Genomic DNA, 19,104 nt, shown 5'->3' on the forward strand with positions numbered 1-19,104 from the left:
AAGCCCTTTTCCGCGTTGAACCACTTCACAGTGCCATTAGCCATAAAGAAATCTCCTTCAAAGGGGACTTTCCGAAACCCGCACAGCGCGCGCTCCGAGTCACCGCGATGAGCACCCACCCGGGGAAGAGCCGGGAAACAAAAAGGCGCCTGCGATACATCAGCAGGCGCACACAAAGTTCATGGGAACCACTACTGCAACTAAAACGACTCTAGCAGGCCCCAGCCCTCCACGGGCGGATATTTCACCCCCGGTTCCGCGAGGCCCCTTCCCCAGGGTCGCCGATCGCGAGGCTCCGGGACCATCAACACACATGGGGAGCAGCCTCATTGAGCATGCCTCCCGCCCTGTCGGCGCCGCCGACTCCAGGGTGGAGAGGGCGGCCGATTCGGGCGCGGAGCGCCTGCCCCGGCCGCGAACAGCGAAGCGCCACGCCCGCCGGCGCCATCCAGGGGCCCGCTGGACAGCGCACGCGGCATTCCTGTCGAACTCCAAAATTGAATGCACCGGAAGGGCCCGCTCTCGCGATTTCCGGCGCATACTGCAGGGAATGACGAAATCTGCAGCAGTCCGCCGCGTCCTGCCCACCAGCCCCTTCAAGGCCCGGATCGAAGCACCGCGCAAGCACTTCGCCGTCGGCGACCGCGTCACTCACGACCAGTACGGCCTCGGCCGGGCCATCGGCGTGGAAGGCGACAGCGACATCGCGGTACTCGTCGACTTCGGATCGCGGCGGGAACGCATCACCCAGCCCTACACCGCCATGTTCAAACTCTGACCCAGGACTCACGCGTTCTCGGCCGAGCGCGCCGCACCGCGCATGGCGCGGAGACACCGCCGCGCGCCCCTGGATCATCGCGCCGGTCCGCCGTCCAGGAGCGCGCACCCAACCAGGTCGAACAGGCACCCCCGATCCCGTCCCGGGCCGTACCGGCGACAAACTTGAACAGTACGTGACACCTCGCCACCGCCGGCCCACACGATCCCCGACCCGCCCGCCACCAGCGGCGGCCCATCGACAGGACCGGCATCCTTCCTTGCTGCCGCCGCCGCGCCTGCCGCCATCGACGACGCCGTCCGCACCGCCCAGAACACCAGCCCAGCCACCCTGCCCGGCGCCGGTGCACCGGAAGGGGTGGCCGGAGTCGGCCCTGGCCGCGCTGGTGCTGCTGCGCGAACTGCGCACCGAGCTCGCCGGCTGGGAAGCGGGCCTGGTGGAGACCGCCCGAGTCGGCGGCGCCACTTGGGCCGACCTCGCCCGCCCCATGCGCGTCGCCGGCCGCCAGGCCACCGAGAACCGCTACCTGCGCCTGCGCCCAGCCAGCAACAGACCGGAAGAGGCCGCGACCGGGGCGGAACGTGTCAAAGCCGTACGTGACCGGCGGGCCGCCGACCGCGCCGTCACCGCCTGGGCCCACGACCACGCCGCAGACCTACGTGTCCTCGCCGCCCAGATCTCCGCCGCGCCCAGCCTCACAGCCGAGGCCGGCCCCGCGCTGACCCAGCTCACCACCGCCCTCGGCGCCGCGGATCCGGCCGCGTTGACAGCACCCCTCGCCGGCATGCGCCCCCGTGTCACCACCGCCCATCCGGACCTCGCCGCCCGCCTCGACGACCTCGCCGACCTCACCCTCCGCCTCCGTCATGACGGCGACCAACGACGCACCTGACCCCCTCGCCAACACCCAAGACGGAATCCAGGAACAGAGCAGTGCGGCCATCGCCGCCATCGACGTCTGCCTGGCCGGACTCGATGCCCTCCGCCACGACCTGGCTCACCGGCCCTGGCCCCGCCGGCCTTCCTCACGCCCGGATCCTCCGACCATCCCGCCGCGACCGGCGCGAGCGCGACGGGAGTGGCCGGCGGCGAAGAAGGAGGTGCTCGCCCCGGCACCTACGCCGGCCGCGTGGACTGCGTCGAGGGGGCCTGGTCCCCGCCTCGGCCGCTACCGGCTCCCCCAAGTGGAAGGCCGACCGGCGCCGCGCCACCATCGATCGGGTCTCCCCTGCGCCACGCGCCTGACAGGTAGTGCGCTGGCGCGCCAACTCCTGGGCGCAAGCGGGAAACCCGGCCGTTCGATCCGACCGTAGTTTCGGGGTGTGCCGAAGCCGCGAATGCGGTGGGCGCTCTACCGATTGCTCCGAGAGGATCCCTCATGTTCGACATCACCAAGGTTCAGGCTGCCCCGAGCTCGGACCTCCTCACGCCCGACAACGCGGTCATGCTCTTCGTGGACCACCAGCCACAGATGTTCTTCGGCACCGGCAGCGGTGACCGTGCGGCGATCATCAACAGCACCGTGGGCCTCGCCAAAGCGGCTCGGGCCTTCGATGTTCCGGCCGTCCTGACCACGGTGGCCGCCGAGTCCTTCTCCGGGCCTCTGCTGCCGCAGCTCGCCGAGGTGTTCCCCGAGCACGAGATCATCGACCGGACGACCATGAACGCCTGGGAGGACGAGGCCCTCGTGGCCGCCGTCCAGGCGACCGGGCGCAAGAAGATCATCCTCGCCGGTCTGTGGACCGAGGTCTGCCTGGTGCTGCCCGCGCTCTCCGCGCTGGAGCAGGGGTACGAGGTGTACGTCGTCTCGGACGCCTCCGGCGGCGTCAGCCCGGCCGCCCACGAGCACGCGCTCCAGCGGATGATCGCTGCCGGCGCGGTGCCGGTGACCTGGGTGCAGGTGCTCCTCGAGCTGCAGCGCGACTGGGCGCGTCAGGAGACCTACGGCGCGGTCATGGAGATCGTCAAGGCCCACGCCGGCGCCTACGGCCTGGGCGTCGTGTACGCCCAGAGCGTCATCGGCGCGCACGCGGCCGGCTGATCTCCGTGGACACCGGCATTCTGATCCTGCGTCTGCTGGTGGGCCTGCTCGTCGCCGGCCACGGCGTGCAGAAGATCAGCACGCACCTGGGCGGCAGGGGGCTCGAGGGCGGCACCGAGGAGTTCCGTGCCGACGGCTTCCGCGGCGGAGCCCTCACCGCGCTGGCGGCGGGCGGTGGCCAGATCGGATCGGGTCTGCTGCTCGCCGCCGGCCTCCTGACCCCGCTCGCCGCGACCGGGGCCGTCGGGGTGATGACGGTCGCCCTCACCGTGAAGTGGCGCCACGGCCTGTGGGTGCAGAACGACGGGTACGAATACCCGCTCGTCCTGATCGGCACCGCCGTCGCCCTGGCCGCGACCGGCCCCGGCGCATGGTCCCTCGACGCGGCCCTCGGCCTCACCCCGTACCCGCTGTGGTGGGCCGGCCTCGCGTTCGTGGCCGGCCTCGGCAGCGGGCTGCTCACCCGGCTCGTACTGCACCGCCAGGCCCCGGCGCCGCCGCATGCCGTCGCCCCCGGCGGCCGCTGAGCACGAGCCGCGACGGACCGGGTCCGGCCGCCCTGCGACCCCCGCGCGGGCGGCCGGGCCCTCCCACCTTCCACACCAGGAGTTACCCGATGGACCCCGCGACCACCGCAGCCACCACCGCGCTCGGGCACGGCGGCGGCCAGCCGCTGCTGCACCAGAAGGGTGGCGAGACCCAGGCGTTCGGCACGTTGAAGCAGCTGCCGATCGGCCTCGGCCACGACACCCGTATGTACGCCTGCCAGCGGCTGAACCGCGTACTCGCCGACACGCAGATCCTGTACTCCCTCTACAAGAAGCACCACTGGCTCATGCGCGGGGCGACCTTCTACTCGCTCCACCTGATGCTGGACAAGCACGCGGAGGCCCAACTGGCCATCGTGGACGCGCTGGCCGAGCGGATCCAGAGCCTCGGCGGCGTCGCGGTCGCAGACCCGCGCCATGTCGCGGAACTGACGGCCGTTCCGCGGCCGCCGAACGGCGTGGAGAAGGTTCCCGTCATGCTGTCGAGGCTCCTCGACGCGCACGAGCGGATCCTGATCGACGCGCGGGACGCCGCCGCCCGGATCTCGGCGGAGGGTGACGAGGGCAGCACCGACCTGCTCGTGTCCGAGGTCGTCCGTACCGGCGAGACGCAGGTGTGGTTCCTGGCCGAGCACCTCGTGGACACCCCTCTGGTGCAGGGCTGACGGCGGACTCGTACGACGTCGTCGTGGTCGGCGGCGGGCCGGGTCGGCGAGGTCCGGCTGCGCCTCCTCAAGGCGTACGGCTTCTGAGACGCGCGGCTTCCGAGGCGCCCTCCACCCGGCCTCCGCAGGCCCTGTTCGCCTGCCCCACCTCCGCTTCGAGCACCGAACGAGAGACCCCACCATGAGTACGACCTCCCCCTCCGCCACCGGCGGCGCCGACGGCGGACAGGCCGGCCGGCCGGACGCTCCCCCGGAACGCCGCTTCGAACCCGACCTCCGGTCGATGACCCGGATCAACCTCCGCCCCATCGCCTCACCCATGCCGCTGGGCTTCTTCACGGTGGCGATCGCCTCCGTGATGACGGGGTGCATGCAGCTCGGGCTCTTCGAGACCGAGGCCCGCGGCGCCGTCGCCCTGTGCGTGCTGCCGGCCTTCGCGCTGCAGCTCCTGGTGAGCATCCTGGCGTTCGGCGCCCGGGACGTCATCGCGGCGACGCTGATGGGCGTCTTCGCCGGCAGTTGGCTGGCCTACGGGCTCGTCATGTTCAGCGGCGCGCCCGACGCTCTGCGCGTGCTGGGCGTCTTCAACCTCGCGCTCCTGTGTTTCGGGGTGCTGATGACCGCCGTGACAGGGCCCAAGCGCGCGCTGTGGCTCGTCCTGCTGGTCTCCCTGCCCCGCTGGGCGACCACCGGTCTGTCAGGTCTCACCGGCGCGGAATGGCTCACCCGCACGTCCGGCGCCCTTGGCCTCGTGGTGGCGCTCGTCGCGATGTACACGGCCTTCGCCCTGATGCTGGAGGACATGCGCAGCGAAGAGGTCCTGCCCATCGGCCGCAGCGGGCCGGCCCACGCCGCCGTCGAGGGCGGCCTCGCGGTCCAGCTCCGCAACCTGGAACGCCAGGCCGGCGTGCGCCGAACCCTCTGAACATCCGGCACCCATGAACACCGCGGCCGCGCGGTAGCAACGATTGAACAGGAGTTCCCCCATGTCCCGATCCGCCGAACCCACCGTCGTGCTGGTCCACGGCGCTTTCGCCGACGCCTCCAGCTTCGCTCGCGTCATCCCGGAGCTGACCGCCGCAGGCCTGAAGGCAGTGGCTCCCGCCGTGCCCAACCGCAGCCTGGTGGAGGACGCCGCGTACATCGCCTCGGTGATACGTGCCGTCGACGGCCCCGTGATCCTGGTCGGCCACTCCTACGGTGGCGCCGTCATCACCCTTGCCGGCGTGGAGGAGAACGTCCGGGCACTTGTCTACCTGGCGGGATACGCGCTGGAGGAGGGCGAGAGCCTGGGCGAGCTGCAGGGGCGCTTTCCCGACTCCGGCCTCGCCGACGCACTCGTCTTCACGCCGTTCCCCGCGATCGGATCCGCCGAGGCCGGCACCGACGTCTCGGTGGACGTCGAGAGGTTCCCCGCTCTCTTCGCCGCCGACGTCGACCCCGGGCTCGCCACGGTGCTCGCCGTCTCCCAGCGCCCCCTGGCCGCGCGGGCCTTCTCCGAGGCGGCCCCGGTCGCGGCCTGGAAGAGCAAGCCGTCGTGGGGCCTGGTCGCCACCTCCGACCAGACCATCAACCCCGACGTGGAGCGCTACGGCTACGAGCGAGCCGGCATGACCACCGTCGAGGTCGACTCCTCGCACCTGGTCATGCTCGCCCGGCCCGAGGCCGTGGCCGCGCTGATCCAGGACGCGGCCCGGTCCGTCACCCGCTGACCCGCCCGGGCCGCCGATGCCGGTTCCGAGCCCACCCCCCGGTGTGGGCTCGGAACCGGCACACAAGCCTCTGACCTCGAACGATTGGTTGATTATGTTCGAACGCTGATAGCTTCGGTTCGCCCCCGAGAACACTCGGTGGGCGAACGGAGGAAGCACACCCATGAGGTTCGGCGCGAGGCTCGCGCTCGCCGTCATCGCCATCGTCGTCACGGCCGCCGCATGCGTCGCCCCTCCCAGCGCTACCTCGTCCGGCGAGGCCGGGGACTGCGGGCCGTACGCGCGGTACGGCAAACACCCCGCGACCCACGTCACCGTCTACGCGCCCAGCCGGGACCGGGAAGCAGACCTGTTCGAAGAGACCTGGGCCGGCTTCGCCGCATGCACGGGGATCGACGTCCAGTACGAGGGAAACGGGGAGTTCGAGGCCCAGATCCAACTCCGGGTCGAGGGCGGCCACGCCCCCGACGTGGCGTTCTTCGCTCAGCCCGGGCTCCTGGAGCGTTTCGCACGCGCGGGGAAGCTCGAACCCGCGAGCGCGGAGCTGGTGTCGCTGGCGGAGCAGGGCTGGTCGGCGGACTGGAACAGCTACGCGACCGTGAACGGCACCCTCTACGGCACTCCGTTGGTCGCGAACGTGAAGTCGTTCGTCTGGTACTCGCCGAAGTTCTTCCGGGAAAGGGGACTCGCCGTCCCCCACACCTGGGCCGAACTGATGGACGTGACGGAGAAGGTCGCCGCATCGGGGGTCAGGCCGTGGTGTGCGGGCCTCGAATCCGGCGAGGCGACCGGCTGGCCCGTGACGGACTGGATCGAGGACGTCCTGCTCCGCCAGCAGGGGCCGGACGTCTACGACCAGTGGGTCTCCCACCGGATTCCGTTCAACGACCCGCGGGTGATCCGGGCGATGGACACGGTGGGATCCGTCCTCAAGAACGACCGCTATGCCAACGGCGGCTACGGACCGGCCCGCTCGATGGCCTCGATCTCCTACCAGGACGGCGGCACGCCGATCCTCTCCGGCGACTGCGCGATGCACCGCCAGGCGTCGTTCTACGCCGAGCACTGGCCGAAGGGCACCCGGATCGGACCGGACGGGGACGTGTTCGCCTTCCTCCTTCCGGGGGTGGACACAACCAGCAAGCCCGTCCTGGGCGGAGGGACGTTCGCCACGGCATTCTCCGACCGCCCCGAGGTGCGAGCCTTCCGGGAATACCTGGCGAGCGCCGACTTCGCCAACGCGCGGATGAAGAAGGGCCCCTTCGTCTCGGCGAACAAGGGAGTGGATCCGGCCGACGCTGCCGGCCCGGTCGACAAGCTGTCGATCCAGCTGCTCCAGGATCCCCGGACACAGTTCAGGTTCGACGGTTCCGACCAGATGCCCGCGGCCGTCGGTGCGGGCACCTTCTGGAAGGGAGCCGTCGACTGGATCAGCGGCAAGGACACCGAATCGGTGGCGGCGGCCATCGAACGGTCCTGGCCGAGCCACTGATGTCGTTCGACGTCGTCGCTCAGCAGCCCAAGCTGGCCCACCTTCTCCAGGGCGTCGTCGTGTTCTCGGCCGTGGTCGGCCTGATCCTCCTGGCGCTGCACCGAGGGCCGGTACGGAGGCGCGGCGCGGCCTTCCTGCTGCTGGCCCCCGCCCTGCTGCTGCTCACTGTCGGCCTTCTGCTGCCCGGCCTGCACACCCTGGGCCTGTCGTTCATGGACGACGAAGGGGACACCTGGGTCGGCGTCGACAACTACGTGTGGATGTTCACCGACCCCGAGGCCCTGATCGCGCTCCGCAACACCCTGGCGTGGGTAGTGCTCGTGCCCCTGCTGGTGACGGGGATCGGTCTCCTCTACGCCGCGGCCGTCGTACGGTCGCGGTTCCGGGCGCTCGCCCTGGCCCTCGTCCTGCTGCCGGTGGCGATCTCGTTCGTCGGTGCCGGCCTGGTCTGGAAGTTCGTCTACGCCTACCGGCCGGCCGGGGCGGAGCAGATCGGGTTGCTGAACGAACTCGTCGTGGCGTTCGGCGGCGAGCCGAGACAGTGGCTCGTGGACTCCCCCTGGAACGTCCTGTTCCTCATCGTGGCGATGGTGTGGACCCAGGCAGGCTTCGCGGCCTTGCTGCTGGCAGGCGCGATCGCGGCGGTTCCCGGCGAGATCATCGAGGCGGCCCGGCTGGACGGCGCGTCACCGCGGCAGATCTTCCGGCACATCACCGTGCCGTCGATCAGACCCACGCTGCTCGTCGTCGTCCTCACCGAGGTGATCGGCACCTTCAAGGCGTTCGACATCGTCAAAACCATGACCGCCGGGCAGTTCGACACCGGTGTCATCGCCCACGAGATGTACGACCAGTCCTTCCGCTACGGCCGGACCGGCCACGGCGCAGCCCTCGCGGTGCTGCTCTTCCTCCTCGTCACCCCTGTCGTGGCCTACAAGGTCCGTGCGCAGCGGAGCGCGGGGTGAGCGGTGTCCGGGAGCGTCTGTCGTCCCGTGTGTTCTCGCTGGCCGCCGTGGTGATCGCGATCGTGTGGACCGTGCCGACGCTCGGTCTGTTCCTCTCCTCGTTCCGTCCCGAGGCCGAGATCAAGACGACTGGCTGGTGGACCGTGTTCGGCTCGCCCCGCGTCACGCTCGCCAACTACCGTGAGGTGCTGTTCGGCACCGGGAACGCGTCGGGCCGGCTCGCCGACCACCTCGTCAACTCGATCGTCATCACCCTGCCCTCGGTGCTGTTTCCGCTCACGCTGGCGTTCCTCGCCGCGTACGCCCTGGCGTGGATCGACTTCAAGGGGCGCGACGTGCTTGTCGTCGGCATTTTCGCGCTCCAGATCGTGCCCATCCAGATGGTGCTCGTCCCGCTGCTGCGGCTCTTCTCCCGCGGATGGCTGTTCCTGCCCGCCTGGAACGTCACCGGAGCGGCTCGGTTCAGCCAGGCGTGGTTCGCACACACGGTCTTCGCGTTGCCGTTCGCGGTGTTCCTCCTCCACAACCACCTGGCCGGACTGCCCCGTGACCTGATCGAAGCGGCCCGGGTCGACGGCGCGTCACACGCGACGCTGCTGCTCCGGATCGTCCTGCCGCTGGCCCGCCCGGTCCTGGTGACGTTCGCGGTCATCCAGTTCATCTGGGTGTGGAACGACCTGCTCGTGGCGATGACGCTGTCGGGCGGGACCGCCGAGACCGCTCCGGTGACGGTCGGACTGGCGGCAATGGCCGGAACACGCGGCAACGAGTGGCAGCGGCTCACCGCCGGGGCGTTCGTATCGGCGTTCGTCCCGCTGCTGGTGTTCCTCCTCCTCCGGCGGCACGTCGCCCGAGGTCTGCTCGCGGGGTCCGTCAAGGGATGACACCGCAGGAGATGAGCACGGGCGCCCGGCTGAGCCGGCCGGGTCTGCGCGGCCGGGAAGCCGAGCTGGAACAGCTGCGGGCCATGGTCGAGGCGGTGCGTGACGGCGACGGCAGTGGGATCGCCCTGCTCCTGGGCGAGCCGGGGATCGGGAAGACCGCCCTGCTGGAGGAGACCGTCTCGATCGCACGCGCCAGCGGGTTCGCCGTCAGCCGGGGACGCGCGGAGGAGCTGCACGAGCTGGCACCGCTGGCCTCGCTGGCCTCAGGCCTGCTGCACGGCGACCCGCCGCTGCTGGCCGCGGAGGACTTCGCGCACCTGGCGGGCCACCACGACCAACGCGTCTGGCTGGTCGAACGGCTGGCCCGGCTGCTCGAGGAGCGCTCGACGGACGCGCCCACAATGATCGCGATCGACGACGTCCAGTGGACCGATCCGCTGAGCCGGTTCGCACTGAACGTCATGCCGGCACGACTGCTGGCCTCCCCGGTTCTCTGGCTGCTCGCGGGGAGGGAGAACCCGGACCTGCGCGGGGGCGCCACCCGGATGGCCACGCTCGCGCTGCGGCCGCTGTCCGGCGCGGCGCTCGCCGAGTTGGCGCGGGACGTACTCGGCGGGACGGTACCGGATCGCGTCACCGGGTTGCTCGACTCGGCCGGCGGTAACCCGTTCCTCGCGACGGAGGTGCTGACCGGCATCGCGGCGTCGGGTGCGGACGGGGCCGAGCCGCCGGAGCGGCTGGTGCTCGGGGTCCGCGGCAAGCTGTCCGCACTCCGACCGGGCACCCTCGAGCTCCTGCGGATCGGCTCGGTCCTGGGCCGCGCCTTCCACCTCGCCGACGCTGCGGCCCTGTGCGGCAGGCCGGCCTCGGGCCTCATCGGTGAACTGAACGAGGCGATCGGCGCCGGGCTCATCGAGGACGACGGCGAACGCCTCGTGTTCCGTCATGATCTGCTCCGGCAGGCGGTCTATGCCGACCTCGCGCCCTCCGCGCGGCGGGCACTGCACCGGGAGGCGGCGAGTCGGCTCGTCGCGACGGGCCGCACCTCGGTCGACGCCGTCCCGCACCTGCTCAAGAGCGCCGAACCGGGTGACCGGGAGGCGATCCGGCTGCTCGGCCGCGCCGCCTCGGACGTACTCACCGTCATGCCCGACCTCGCCGCCGATCTGTCCGTGCGCGCCATGGAACTGGTGCCGCCCCACGATCCCGCGGAGTTCGACGTGGGTGAACGGGCCATCACCGCCCTCACCCGTGCGGGTCGGTACACCCGGGCGCGGGAGACCGGCGACGTCCTCCTGGCCCGGCAGCCCCCGTTGGACGTCTTCGCCCGTCTGCAGTCGGTCCTCGGGGACACGCTGTGGCACCTCGACGACATCCATGAGCTGGCCCGCCGCTCGACGGCCGCCCTGGGCGTCGTCACCGACCCGGCGGTCCGCGCCCGGCTGACCGCGCGACTCGCGCTCGCCCAGTCCCGCGGCCGCGACCTCGGCAGCGCTCGCAAGACCGCGGAACGGGCGTTCGCCGAGGCGGAGCGCGCGCAGGACCGGGAGGCCCGCGTCATCGCGCTGTGGGGCCTCGGCGAGATCGCCCTCAACGCGGGCGAGTGCGCGTCCGCCGTCGACCATCACACGGCGCTCAGCGCGTTCGACGCGGCGTTCCTGCCCGAGGAGGTCGTTGCCCGTGTCCACATGGACGACTTCGACACGGCCCGGCACCTGCTGCGGACGGCGGGCGACGACCCGCTGCGGCCCGCGATGCTGATGTGGGCCCAGGCCGGCGTGAATCTGGGGCTCGGGCGGCTCGACGACGCGGAGGCCGACCTCGTCACCACCGAGCGGCTGGAAGCGGACATCCACGTACCCGCGAACCTGGTCAACGTTCGCGTCCACCGGGGCTGGCTGGCGCTGCTGCGTGGCGATCGCGAAGCCGCGGAGGAACACGTCGAGGTCGTCAGGGCGGCGGTGGCCGGCCGGCCGAACCCGGGGAACCACGCCGCTCACCAGTACCTGGAGGCCCTCCTCGCCGACGCCGACGGCGATCACACGGCGGCGGCCGAACGGCTGCGGTCCGCCCAGCGGGATCACCCTTTCGTCCGCTGGAGGCTTCTGCGCACCCGGTTCGTCGAGGCCGTGCAGATCGCCCTGCGTGCCGGAGACCGGGCTCTGGCCGTGGACCTCGCGGCCCAGGCGGCCGACCACGCCTCCCACAACACCGCCGTGCCGACGGCACAGGGGACGGCCACTCACACGGCGGCGCTGGTGAACGCCGATCCCGGCCTTCTGGAGCGGTCCGTCCGGATCCTCCTCAACGGGCCCCGGCCGCTGCACCTCGCGGCGGCCTCCGCCGACCTCGGCCGCGCACTGTCGGCCATGGGAGACGCCGCCGCGATACCCGCCCTGACGAGGGCGTACGAGGCGTACGCCCACGCGGGGGCCGGCTCCGAGGCCGACCGGGTCCGGGCGGAACTGGACCGGGCCGTGACGGGCTCCGGTCGACACCCGGCCCGCCCCCGCCCCATCCAGGGGTGGGACGCGCTCACCGCCTCGGAACGCAAGGTCGCCCGGCTCATCGCCGCGGGGCACACCAACCGGTCGGCCGCCGCCGCCCTGGTCGTGTCTCCGCACACGGTCAACACGCACCTGACGTCGATCTTCCGCAAGCTCTCGGTGAACTCACGGGTCCACCTGACCCGGCTGGTACTGGCGCAGGCCGACGCCGAACCGGCCGGCCCTGCCCCGTCCGCGGACTCTGCGCCGGCGGGCAAGGCCCGGGGCGCCGCACGACAATCGGCGGCGCCTCCCCCGCCATAGCGTGACGGCAGTCCGCGCCGCGACGACGCGCGGACCAGCCGAACCGAAGCGAGGAACACACAGCCATGCCGTACATCACCGTTGGCCAGGAGAACACCACCGCCGTCGAGCTCTACTACGAGGACCACGGCACCGGCCGGCCGGTCATCCTCATCCACGGCTTCCCCCTCGACGGCCACTCCTGGGAGCGCCAGAGCGCCGCGCTCCTCGACGCCGGCTACCGCGTCATCACCTACGACCGCCGCGGCTTCGGCCGGTCCTCCCAGCCGACGACCGGCTACGACTACGACACCTTCGCGGCCGACCTGAACACTGTGATGGAGACCCTCGACCTGAACGACGCCGTCCTCGTGGGCTTCTCCATGGGCACCGGCGAGGTCGCCCGCTACGTCTCCGCGTACGGCTCCGCCCGCGTCGCCAAGGTCGCCTTCCTCGCCTCGCTGGAGCCGTGCCTGCTCAAGACCGACGACAACCCGGACGGCGTCGCCCCGAAGGAGTTCTTCGACGGCATCGTCGCCGACGTGAAGGCCGACCGTTACGCGTACTACACCGCCTTCTTCAACGACTTCTACAACCTCGACGAGAACCTGGGCAGCCGCATCAGCGAGGAGGCCGTCCGCAACAGCTGGAACACCGCGGCCGGCGGCGGCTTCTTCGCGGCCTCGGCGGCGCCGTCGACCTGGTACACCGACTTCCGTGCCGACATCCCGGCCATCGATGTCCCCGCCCTGATCCTGCACGGCACGGCCGACCGCATCCTCCCCGCCGAAGGTACCGCGCGTCCCTTCCACAAGGCCCTCCCGTCCGCCGACTACGTCGAGATCGACGGCGCCCCGCACGGCCTGCTGTGGACCCACGCGGAGGAGGTCAACACCGCGCTCCTCACGTTCCTGGCGAAGTGAGGCCGCTCCCGCCGGTTCACGCGGGGTGACCCCGCCCGCGGCGGCCGGACGACCGGCCCGGCTGCCGCGGGCCCCGAAGCCGGACGACAGGCGTCGTCCGGCTTCGGGGCCCGCGATCACAGCATCCAGACAGGTTCAGGAGAACGGAAGCACCATGCAGTTCGGTATCTTCACCGTCGGGGACGTGACACCCGACCCCACCGATGGCCGTGTTCCGACGGAGCACGAGCGCATCAGGGCGATGGTCGCCATCGCGCTCAAGGCCGAGGAGGTCGGCCTGGACGTCTTCGCGACCGGCGAGCACCACAACCCGCCGTTCGTCCCGTCGTCCCCGACCACCCTGCTCGGCCACATCGCCGCCCGCACCGAGAAGCTGATCCTGTCCACCTCCACGACTCTGATCACCACCAATGACCCGGTGAAGATCGCGGAGGACTACGCGATGCTCCAGCACCTGGCCGAGGGCCGGGTCGACCTCATGCTGGGGCGCGGCAACACCGGACCGGTGTATCCCTGGTTCGGGCAGGACATCCGCCAGGGCATCGACCTCGCCAGGGAGAACTACGCGCTGCTGCGCCGGTTGTGGCGTGAGGACGTCGTGGACTGGGAGGGCCGGTTCCGCACGCCCCTGCAGGCCTTCACGTCGACACCCCGACCGCTGGACGGGGTAGCGCCGTTCGTCTGGCACGGATCCATCAGGTCGCCGGAGATCGCGGAACAGGCCGCGTTCTACGGTGACGGCTTCTTCCACAACAACATCTTCTGGCCGGCCGATCACACCAGGCGCATGGTGCAGCTCTACCGGCGCCGGTACGCCCACCACGGCCACGGTCGCCCGGAGGACGCCGTCGTGGGGCTGGGCGGCCAGGTCTTCATGCGCAAGAACTCGCAGGACGCGATACGGGAGTTCCGTCCGTACTTCGACAACGCGCCGGTCTACGGGCACGGTCCGTCGCTGGAGGAGTTCACCGAGCAGACCCCGCTGACCGTGGGCTCTCCCCAGCAGGTCATCGAACGGACCCTGGCCTTCCGGGAGAGCGTGGGCGACTACCAGCGCCAGCTGTTCCTGATGGATCACGCGGGTCTGCCCCTCAAGACGGTCCTGGAGCAGCTCGACATCCTCGGCGAGGAGGTCGTGCCCGTACTGCGCAGGGAGTTCGCGATCGGACGCCCGGCCGACGTGCCGGACGCCCCCACCCATGCGGCGCGGGTCACAGCCGCCGCGACCGCGCAGGAGGTGAGCGCCGCGTGAAGCTGGTCGCCGTTTCCGCGGGGTTGAGCACCCCTTCCTCCACCCGCCTGCTCGCGGACCGGCTGGCCGAGTCGGTCCGCGACGAACTCGCCGCCCGGGGCCGTGTCGTGTCGGCCGAGGTCGTCGAGCTTCGCGAACTGGCCGGCGATGTCGCCAACCATCTCGTGACCGGCTTTCCGGCACCGCGCCTGGCCACCGCGATCGCCGCGGTGACCGGAGCCGACGGGCTGATCGTCGTCACCCCGGTGTTCACGGCCTCCTACAGCGGCCTGTTCAAGTCCTTCTTCGACGTGATCGCCCCGGACGCCCTCGCCGGCAAACCGGTCCTGGTCGCGGCCACAGGGGGTACTGCTCGCCACTCCCTCGTACTGGAGCACGCCATGCGACCGCTCTTCGCGTATCTGCGCGCCACTGTTGTTCCCACCGCGGTGTACGCCGCGTCCGCGGACTGGGGATCCGGAGGAGACGAGTACGCCGACGGCCTGCCCGGTCGCATCCGCCGGGCGGGCGGCGAGCTGGCCGCCCTCCTGGCCGACCGCCCGGCCCGAGCCGAACCCGAGGACGACGTCACCGCCCTCGAACGGCAGCTCGCCGACCTGCGCTTCGACTGAGACCGGTCGGTCCGGGTCACCGCCTGCCCGGGCGAAGCCGCCGTGCCGCATACTGATCCGCCGTACCGCCGTTGGACGGACCCCGTCCCGTGCGGCCCCGGCCGGCGGAGTGAGTGTGAACCGATTGACGACATGGCCCTTCCTCGGGAACTTCGAGGGTGGGGGGACACCGGTCCGCGGCAGGGCTGAGGAACTGGCGTTCGTCGAGGCGCGGCTCGACGCCCTGGCCCTGGGGACGGGCGGGATCGTCCTCGTCGAAGGCCCTGCGGGCATCGGCAGGTCGCGGATGCTCGCGGAGGCGTCGGCGTCCGCGAAACGGCGCGGTATGAGGGTGTTCCAGGGCGGAGCCGACCCCGACGAACAGTTCGTGCCGCTCGGCCCGCTGCTGGACGGGCTGTTCGCGGGGGAGGAACCGCTCGCGGGTGCCGACCGGCTACGGGACCTCGCCGCGACGCCCGGCCAGCGGTTCTGGCTGCTCCAGGAACTGGGGGACCGCCTGCGGGAGGCCGCTCGGAGCGGGCCGCTGCTCATCGTCCTCGACGACCTCCAGTGGTGCGACGAACTGACGCTGCTCACCCTCCACACCCTCGCGGCCGCACTCGCGGCGCAGCCGATCCTGTGGCTGGTGGCCGTGCGCCACGGGAGCGTGCCTCCCCGGGTCCGCACCACACTGGACCGGATTCGGCAGGCCGGGGCGCACGAACTGGCCCTGGGCGCACTCGGCGACCCGGCGGTCGCCCGGATCGCGGAGGACGTCCTGGGTGCGGTGCCCGGCCCGGACGTCCTGCGTGTCGCACGCCGCGCCGACGGGGTGCCGCTGTTGCTCGAGGAACTGCTCGACGCGGTACGGGACGAGGGGCTGGTGACGATCGAGAACGACACAGCACGGCTCACGGCCGGATCCCTCCCCCTCACGCAACTGCCGTCCGTCGCGGGCCGGCTGGCCCGACTTCCCACTGCGGCCCGCGAACTCGTCGAAACGACGGCCGTGGTGGGAGGCCCCGTCCCCGTGGAGCTGCTGGCCGAGCTGCTCGGCAGACCACCTGCGACGCTGATCACCGCGATCCAGGAATCCCTCGACTCCGGTCTGCTCGTCGAGAGGGGCGACCGTCTGGAGTTCCGCCACGAGCTGATCCGTGAGGCTGTGGAAGCCGGACTCCCTCCCGCCCTGCGCCGAACCCTGCAGAGCCATGCCGCCGAGGTGCCGCCGGCGCGTGCGGCGTCCCCGGCCGGGCCCGACGCGCCGCCGGCCGTGGGCGTGCGGCTCGGCGACCGGACGGCCGTCGAACGGCTACGTTCCGCCGCGGCCGATCTCGCGGCCACCGCGCCCGGAGCGGCGGCGGAGCTCAGCCTCAGAGCCCTGGAACTCACCACGGAGGACCCGTCGCAAGGGCCGAGGGTCGTCGCCGAGACGCTCCCGCTGCTCTGGCAGATGGGGCAGCCGGCCCAGGCGCACGACCTGGGGGCGTCGGCCCTGGCCGCCGGTGATCTCAGGCCCGACGACGAGGCGCGGATACGCCTCGCCATGGCGCGCCTCGCCAGTCACTTCGATTTCGCCGAGGCCGTCCGCCAGGCCCGTGCAGGGGCGGCACTGCCCGGGATCCCGGCCGCACTGCGGGCCCGACTGCTCGCCCTGTTGTGCCTGGGCCTGTCGCTGGCGGGTGACCCCGAGGGCGCGGAGCAGACCGCTGCCGAGGCGCGGGAGGCCACCGACGCGGCCCGGGACGGCATCGCCCAGGCCACCATGATGGTGGTCGACTCGGCCCTGTGCTTCTACCGGATGGACTGGAACGAGGCGCTCCGCCGGGCGAGCCGGGCGGCAGCCCTGGCGGCCGGCCTGGGCATCGCCCCTTCCGTCTGGATCCCGGAGGCGCTGTGGCAGTGCTTGCTGCTGACCGTGGCCGGCCGCACCGCGGAGGCGCTCGCGCTCGCCGAGGCCGGGGTCCACGACACCCGCCACCAGGGCCAGTCGGCGGCCGCACGCCTGTGGCTCATGCACCGCGCTCGGGTGCTCCTGGACGCCGGGCGGCTGGCGGACGCCCGGGCCGAGGCGGAAGCCGCCGCCGACATGAGGGGTGCGTTCGACAGCGGAGACCTCGCTGAACTCATGCTCCTGTACACGCTGACGCGAGTGGCGATCCACACCGACGACCGCGAAGCCGCCCAGCGGTGCACGGCGCAGGCGCGGCGCGTGCGGGGTACGGGCGCACCGCTCGCCCGTAGCGTCGCTGCCTGGATGCTGGTACTGCTGGCGGACTTCGACGGCCGGCCCGACCGCGCCGTGGCTGAACTCGACGAGGTGCTGGCGGCGCTCGCCGAGGAACGGTCGGCCCTGGTGAGCCCGGTCGACCCGATGGACACTCCCGCCCTCGTCCGCATGGCCCTGCGCGCCGGCGCATCCGAGCGGGCCGCCCCGGCCGTCGAGGTGGCCGAGCGGCGAGCCGCTCGCAACCCGGACTTCACGATCCTCGCTGCCAGTGCCGCGCACGCCCGCGGGCTGCTCGACAACGATCTGGCGCACCTCCTGCACGCCGTCCGGCTGTACGAGGGGTGCTCACGCCCGATCGCCCGGGCGTCGGCGCTGGAGGACGTCGGACGCAAGCTCGCGACCACCCGCAGGCCCGAGGCGGTGCCGTACCTGGACAAGGCGCTCGCCCTCTACACCCAGTCAGGTGCCGAGCGGCACGTCGCGCGGGTCCGTCGACGCCTGCGGGCCGCCGGCGTGCGTCGACGCCCCTCATCGGCCGGGCCGGCCAAGGAATGGCCCGAGCTGACAGCGTCGGAGCTCCGGGTGGCACGGCTCGTGGCCCAGGGGCTGACGAACCCGCAGGTGGCCGAGGAGCTCTCCCTGTCGCCCCACACGGTGGGTTCGCACCTGCGCCGCACCTACACCAAGCTCGACATCGGCTCCCGCGCGGAGCTGGCCCGGCTGGTGGAGAGACGCGACAACGGAGAGTGATCACTTCGCATCCCCTGCCGATGCCGTCCCTATGGACCTTTCGTGCGATGTGTCGGCGTCGTCGCCTCCTCAAAATGATCAACAGCTGCGGAAAGGAAGCGTTCCGCAGGGAACAGTTGGTCGAGAGAGGAACAGCGCATGACCGCAAGGCTCCAGCGGGCCCGCCCTGGCAGCCCTGGACTTCAGGCGCTTGTCGACGAACTCGCGGAGCAGCTCGGCCGGTCCGTCGCGATCGATGATCCGCTGGTCCGCGTGGTCTGCACGAGTCGCCACTTCGGCGACGAGGACCCGGTACGCATCGGCACGCTGCTCCAGGGCCGTGCCGACAACGCCACCATCCGCTACGTACTCGCCCAAGGAGTGACCCAGTGGGCCGGACCCGGATTCATCGAGGGCCGTGACGACCTCGGGCTCCTGCCCCGTTACGTCGTGCCGCTGCGCGAGCGCGGGCACCTCCTGGGGCTGCTCATGGTGGTGGCGCCCGGGATGACGCTCGGCGACGGGGAGACCGAAGCCATCGGGCGGGCAGCCGGCCTGATGGCAGCTCAGATGTACGTCGAGCAGCTCGGCGCCGACAGCCGGAGGGACGACGAGCAGGCCCTGGTCCTGGAACTCGTCGACACCGACGTCGTCACCCGCACCGCCGCGCGTCGGCGGGCCGTGGAACTCGGGCTGCTCGGGAAGGCCGAACACGTCCTGGTCACCTTGGTCAAGCTGGGCCGCGGCACGGAGCCCGTCCGGCAACCCGAGGCCGCTCTGTGGGGGGCTCTGGAGGGCTTCCGGCAGACACGTTCGGCGCACGGCGTCCTCGCGGTCGACCAGGACCGGGCGATCCTGCTCCAACTGCGTGAGCGGCCTCCCGCCCCGCCCGAGGTCGCCACCCAGTCGGCCCGCGTCCTCGAGGAACTCGCCACGTTCCTGGAACCGTCGACGTCGCCGGTCATCGGTGTCGGCGGGCGGCACCTGGGCCTGCAGCACGCCTGGCGGTCGTACGAGCAGTCCCTCGTCGCGGCCCGCGCGGCACGCCGGATCCCCTCGCTTCGAAGCATCGGCGACTGGGACCTGCTCGGGGAGTTCGCCGTCCTCCTCCAGCTCCCCGAACACGCACTGAACGCCTCCCTCGTGCCCGAGCCGCTGCGCACCCTGAACGAGGCCCACGGCGACGACCGGCTCCGGGACACCCTGCGGTGCTTCCTCGAACACGCCGGATCGATCCCCAGGACCGCCGAGGCGTTGCGCCTCCACCGCACATCGCTCTACTACCGCCTGCGCCAGATCCAGGAGATCACCGGACTCGATCTCGACGACGGTGGTCACCGGCTCACGCTGCACCTGGGGCTCAGGATCGAGGAACTCCTCTCCACGGGCGACGACACGGCCGCCTGATCCGGCTGATCCTGACCGGCCCTCGCCCCTTCGACAAAGCGATAAGGATCTCCGACCCGATTCCTACAGCGCGCGGTGGTGGTGACGAAGGGCCGTCAT

At 71.6% G+C, this 19,104-nt stretch carries 16 protein-coding genes; all 16 read left to right on the plus strand.

The annotated features are described in order from the left end of the window. Positions 1 to 550 precede the first annotated feature (550 nt). The 16 genes from VR45_RS16265 to VR45_RS16340 all read left to right on the plus strand — a co-directional run bounded on the left by VR45_RS16265 (position 551) and on the right by VR45_RS16340 (position 19,005). A complete protein-coding gene (locus tag VR45_RS16265; protein ID WP_045940481.1) occupies positions 551 to 778 on the plus strand; it encodes a hypothetical protein in 228 nt (75 codons plus the stop codon). A 343-nt stretch (positions 779 to 1,121) separates the two neighbouring features. Further along, positions 1,122 to 1,670: a hypothetical protein gene (locus tag VR45_RS46955; protein ID WP_159394231.1), complete on the plus strand. Its 549-nt coding sequence runs from the start codon at positions 1,122 to 1,124 to the stop codon at positions 1,668 to 1,670. A gap of 486 nt (positions 1,671 to 2,156) precedes the next feature. Then, on the plus strand, positions 2,157 to 2,819 hold the full coding sequence (locus tag VR45_RS16275; protein WP_045940482.1) for a hydrolase: 663 nt from the start codon (positions 2,157 to 2,159) through the stop codon (positions 2,817 to 2,819). 5 nt (positions 2,820 to 2,824) lie between these two features. Beyond that, entirely contained in the window at positions 2,825 to 3,346 is a 522-nt protein-coding gene (locus tag VR45_RS16280; RefSeq protein WP_045940483.1) for a DoxX family protein, read from the plus strand. Positions 3,347 to 3,435: 89 nt separating this feature from the next. Then, on the plus strand, positions 3,436 to 4,032 hold the full coding sequence (locus tag VR45_RS16285; protein WP_045940484.1) for a DNA starvation/stationary phase protection protein: 597 nt from the start codon (positions 3,436 to 3,438) through the stop codon (positions 4,030 to 4,032). Positions 4,033 to 4,213: 181 nt separating this feature from the next. Next, the gene (locus VR45_RS16290; protein WP_045940485.1) at positions 4,214 to 4,957 is read left to right on the plus strand and encodes a GPR1/FUN34/YaaH family transporter; all 744 of its coding nucleotides are present in this window, start codon (positions 4,214 to 4,216) and stop codon (positions 4,955 to 4,957) included. 61 nt (positions 4,958 to 5,018) lie between these two features. Beyond that, positions 5,019 to 5,744, plus strand: a complete 726-nt coding sequence (locus VR45_RS16295; RefSeq protein ID WP_045940486.1) for an alpha/beta hydrolase — start codon at positions 5,019 to 5,021, stop codon at positions 5,742 to 5,744. Positions 5,745 to 5,907: 163 nt separating this feature from the next. Then, the gene (locus VR45_RS16300; RefSeq protein WP_045940487.1) at positions 5,908 to 7,236 is read left to right on the plus strand and encodes an ABC transporter substrate-binding protein; all 1,329 of its coding nucleotides are present in this window, start codon (positions 5,908 to 5,910) and stop codon (positions 7,234 to 7,236) included. Next, positions 7,236 to 8,201, plus strand: a complete 966-nt coding sequence (locus VR45_RS16305) for a sugar ABC transporter permease (RefSeq protein WP_045940488.1) — start codon at positions 7,236 to 7,238, stop codon at positions 8,199 to 8,201. The genes VR45_RS16300 and VR45_RS16305 overlap by 1 nt, the downstream gene beginning before the upstream one ends. Continuing rightward, positions 8,198 to 9,085 (plus strand): carbohydrate ABC transporter permease, encoded by an 888-nt coding sequence (locus VR45_RS16310; RefSeq protein WP_045940489.1) that lies wholly within the window; start codon positions 8,198 to 8,200, stop codon positions 9,083 to 9,085. Before VR45_RS16305 ends, VR45_RS16310 begins: the two co-directional genes overlap by 4 nt. A gap of 11 nt (positions 9,086 to 9,096) precedes the next feature. Beyond that, positions 9,097 to 11,895 carry a LuxR family transcriptional regulator gene (locus VR45_RS16315; protein WP_107084196.1) on the plus strand — a complete coding sequence of 933 codons (2,799 nt, stop codon included), beginning with the start codon at positions 9,097 to 9,099 and terminating at the stop codon, positions 11,893 to 11,895. A 65-nt stretch (positions 11,896 to 11,960) separates the two neighbouring features. Further along, positions 11,961 to 12,797 carry an alpha/beta hydrolase gene (locus tag VR45_RS16320; protein ID WP_045940490.1) on the plus strand — a complete coding sequence of 279 codons (837 nt, stop codon included), beginning with the start codon at positions 11,961 to 11,963 and terminating at the stop codon, positions 12,795 to 12,797. 154 nt (positions 12,798 to 12,951) lie between these two features. Further along, complete coding sequence (locus VR45_RS16325) at positions 12,952 to 14,049, plus strand: LLM class flavin-dependent oxidoreductase (RefSeq protein ID WP_045940491.1); 1,098 nt, start codon at positions 12,952 to 12,954, stop codon at positions 14,047 to 14,049. After that, entirely contained in the window at positions 14,046 to 14,660 is a 615-nt protein-coding gene (locus VR45_RS16330; RefSeq protein ID WP_045940492.1) for an FMN reductase, read from the plus strand. The genes VR45_RS16325 and VR45_RS16330 overlap by 4 nt, the downstream gene beginning before the upstream one ends. Before the next feature lie 115 nt (positions 14,661 to 14,775). Beyond that, positions 14,776 to 17,619 (plus strand): AAA family ATPase, encoded by a 2,844-nt coding sequence (locus VR45_RS16335; RefSeq protein ID WP_353612693.1) that lies wholly within the window; start codon positions 14,776 to 14,778, stop codon positions 17,617 to 17,619. Positions 17,620 to 17,757: 138 nt separating this feature from the next. Next, positions 17,758 to 19,005, plus strand: a complete 1,248-nt coding sequence (locus tag VR45_RS16340) for a helix-turn-helix domain-containing protein (protein ID WP_045940493.1) — start codon at positions 17,758 to 17,760, stop codon at positions 19,003 to 19,005. Positions 19,006 to 19,104 lie beyond the last annotated feature (99 nt).

Source organism: Streptomyces sp. NRRL S-495 (assembly GCF_000966955.1).
GTDB lineage: Bacteria > Actinomycetota > Actinomycetes > Streptomycetales > Streptomycetaceae > Kitasatospora > Kitasatospora purpeofusca.